The sequence below is a fragment of the Mitsuaria sp. TWR114 genome, assembly GCF_007997345.1.
Genome location: NZ_VOSR01000577.1, coordinates 1 through 3155, shown reverse-complemented (window position 1 = coordinate 3155; position 3155 = coordinate 1). Strand labels below are relative to the sequence as shown.

Genomic DNA, 3155 nt, shown 5'->3' with positions numbered 1-3155 from the left:
GAGCGCCAGCGCGATCAGCAGCAGCGGCAGCCCGATCAGGGCCCGCACCAGCCAGCGTCGGGGCGCGCCGGGTCGGCGGTGGCTGTCCTTGGCGCTCTTGTCATTCATCGATGGGCTCTCCGCTTGCGGGCCGGGATTGTGCGTGCGCCTGGCAACAGGATCGCTACAGCGTTTCCCTAGAATCCCGCGCCATGTTCCGAGACGACCGCGACCCTACCAAATCCGCCGGCCTGCCGCCCGAGCCGTCCCGTCGCCGCTGGCTGCTTGCAGCCGGCGCCGCCGGCCTGGGCGTGCTGGGCGGCTGCACGACGCTGTCGCCCAACAGCGCGCCGACGCCGGTGGTGACCACGCCCGACCCCGAGCTGCCCACGCCCGTCACGCCCAAGCCGGTGCCCAAGCCCCCGCGCCTGGGCCTGGCGCTGGGCGGCGGGGCCGCGCGCGGCTTCGCCCACATCGGCGTGATCCAGGTGCTGGAGGAGAACGGCATCAAGGTCGACCTGGTCTGCGGCACCTCGGCCGGCAGCCTGGTGGGGGCGCTCTACGCGGCCGGGCGCAGCGGCAAGGAGCTGCAGACCGTCGCCGAGGCGATGGACGAGGGCGCGATCACCGACTGGACCTTCCCGATGCGCGGCCTGATCCGCGGCGAGGCGCTGGCGCGCTACGTCCGGCAGATGACCGGCAACCGCGGGCTGGAGCAGCTGCCGCTGCCGCTGGGCATCGTCGCGACCGACCTGGGCGACGGCTCGCCCATCCTGTTCCGCCAGGGCGACGTGGGCACCGCGGTGCGGGCGTCCAGCGCCGTGCCGGCGGTGTTCCAGCCGGTGAAGATCGGCAACCGCGAGTACGTCGACGGCGGCCTGGTGGCGCCGGTGCCGGTGCGCTTCGCCCGGCAGATGGGCGCGGAGCTGGTCATCGCCGTCGACATCGGCGAGCCGCCCGATCCCAAGATCCCAGGCGACGCGATGCGCATGCTGCTGCAGACCTTCTCGATCATGGGCAAGTCGATCAACCAGTACGAGCTGCAGGGCGCCGACGTGGTGCTGCGGCCCAAGCTGGACGGCTTCAGCGGCTCGGACTTCAGCACCCGGCGCCGCGCGATCACGCTCGGCCGCGAGGTGGCGACGGCGATGCTGCCGGAGATCCGCCGCAAGATCGCCGCGAAGACCCGCTGATCCGCGGAAGCGGGGCGCCTAGAGGCGCTCGCCGCGCGCGCTGGCCTCGATCAGCTTGTTCAGCCGGGCCAGCTGGGTCTCGGGCTTCTTCGCGCTGAGGATGTGCCAGATGCTGGTGCGGCGGTAGCCGTCCGGCTGCTGCTGGAAGAAGGCCCAGGCCGCCGGGTGCCGCATGAAGACGACCTCGTGGGCCGGCGTCAGTTCCACCAGTTCCTTGGGCTGCTCGAACGCATAGACCCTCGAGCGCTCCTCCTGGCGGCGCTCGAAGGCGGCCAGCCCGGCCGGCTTCATGCGGCCTTCCTGGATCAGCGCCTCGGCGCGGCCGATGTTGACTGCGCTCCAGATCGACACCGCCTTGCGCGGCGTGAAGCGGATCTTGTAGCGCTTGTCGTCGATGCGGGTGCGCACGCCGTCGATCCAGCCGTGGCAGAGCGCCTCGTCGACCGACTCCGGCCAGGCGAGGCTGGGTTCGCCGGTGGCGAGCTTGTGGAAGCCGACCACGACCTCGGTGGCCGTGGCGGCGTGCTGGTCGAGCCAGTCGCGGAACTCGGCGGCGCTGGCGAAGAAGATCGGGGTGCGGGTGGCCATGGGCCGCGAGTATGCCCCGGTACCGGGCTCGGCCTGGCAGCAGCGCCGGTGCCCGTGGCGCGCGTTTTGCCCTTGGACAGGAAGCGCCGGTCGCCGTGGGCGCGGCCGCCGCCGCCGGACGCGTCGGTCGCCGTCGGCCCGCGAGGAGGGGTTGGGGTCAGCTTTTTGCGTACGTGTACGCAATGACGAAGGTCCCGTCCCTGCGCGGGTTCACGAGGATTGGATGCGGTCTCCAGCGTGAGATAACGTACGCCGACAATAACCTTTGAATGCAGGAACGCCGTGGCACACATCGATCAGCACACCGACCGCGAGCGGCCCCGGCTGCGCCGCGGCCCCGCCGAGATGGCCGCGCTCAAGCGCGAGATGCTGGAGCGCGCTCGCAAGATCTACCGGGACGAAGGCGTGGAGGCGCTGAGCATGCGGCGCCTGGCGCAGGAGCTGGGGATCTCGACGATGGCGATCTACAGCTACTTCGAGAGCAAGAAGGCGCTGCTGGACGGGCTGTGGATCGAGGTCTTCGAGGCGCTGACCGACGAGCTGCTGGACGCCTCCAAGGACCAGCGCGCCCCGCGCAAGGTACTGGAGGCTCACACCCGCTGCCTGCTGGACTTCTGGGAGCGACATCCGGAGCAGTTCCGGATGATCTACATGTCGCTGACCCAGACGGGCTCGCTGGAGGAGATCGGCCAGTCGCAGCAACCGGTCTACAACCGGCTGCTGGGCCTGATGCGGGAGCGGGTGGCGGCCTGCGCGCCGGAGGGCTTCGAGCCCGATGAAACCGCGATCCGGCTGATCTGCGACCAGATGTCGGTGCGCACCATGGGCTACCTGATGATGGTGATCGGCCTGCCGCGTTACCCGCTGTACGACCGCGAGGCGCTGCGCGAGTTCACCGTGCAGGGCGTGCTGCGCGACGTGGCGGACCAGTTCGCCCGCTTCGCCTCCGGGGCGAACGCGGCGACGCCGATGGTGTCGTCCGGCGACTGATCCGCACCAAAAAAAAGCCCAGCATGAAGCTGGGCTTGAAGGGCACTTGGGAAGCCAAGCTTCCTTGGGTACCGAGGAGACAACCGTTGCGGCAACTCTCGGAACGCTCAGGCCGTGGCGCGCTTGGCGGTACGGGTGGCGTTCTGGGTGGCCTTCACCGCCGTGCTGGTCACGGCGTTGAAATTCGATTCAGCGATCTCGGAGGCCTGCTTGGCAGCCTTGTGCAGGCTTTCGTAAGCGTTGTTGGCCGCGGCGACCGCCGACTTCACCAAAGCAACAGCATTTTCCGTGCCAGCCGGGGCGTTCTTGGTCGCGTTGTCGACGACGGCGCCAAACTTGACCTGGGCGTCGGCGACTTGCGACTCGGCCAGCTTGACGAATTCCGACGAGGTCGACGAGGCGATG

The 3155-nt window shown here is 69.7% G+C and carries 3 protein-coding genes and 1 pseudogene; 2 read left to right on the top strand and 2 right to left on the bottom strand.

Annotation, left to right across the window (positions count from 1 at the left end):
* Positions 1 to 191: 191 nt before the first annotated feature.
* On the top strand, positions 192 to 1172 hold the full coding sequence (locus tag FUT87_RS19870; RefSeq protein WP_147242141.1) for a patatin-like phospholipase family protein: 981 nt from the start codon (positions 192 to 194) through the stop codon (positions 1170 to 1172).
* Between the two features lie 18 nt (positions 1173 to 1190).
* Here the strand turns inward: FUT87_RS19870 and FUT87_RS19865 are convergent, their stop codons facing one another.
* Entirely contained in the window at positions 1191 to 1760 is a 570-nt protein-coding gene (locus FUT87_RS19865) for a YdeI family protein (RefSeq protein WP_147242140.1), read from the bottom strand.
* 282 nt (positions 1761 to 2042) lie between these two features.
* On the opposite strand from FUT87_RS19865, the gene FUT87_RS19860 reads away from it, so the two are divergent.
* The gene (locus tag FUT87_RS19860) at positions 2043 to 2750 is read left to right on the top strand and encodes a TetR/AcrR family transcriptional regulator (RefSeq protein WP_147242139.1); all 708 of its coding nucleotides are present in this window, start codon (positions 2043 to 2045) and stop codon (positions 2748 to 2750) included.
* Positions 2751 to 2857: 107 nt separating this feature from the next.
* Here the strand turns inward: FUT87_RS19860 and FUT87_RS19855 are convergent.
* Positions 2858 to 3155: pseudogene (locus FUT87_RS19855) on the bottom strand (phasin family protein); the annotation flags it as partial.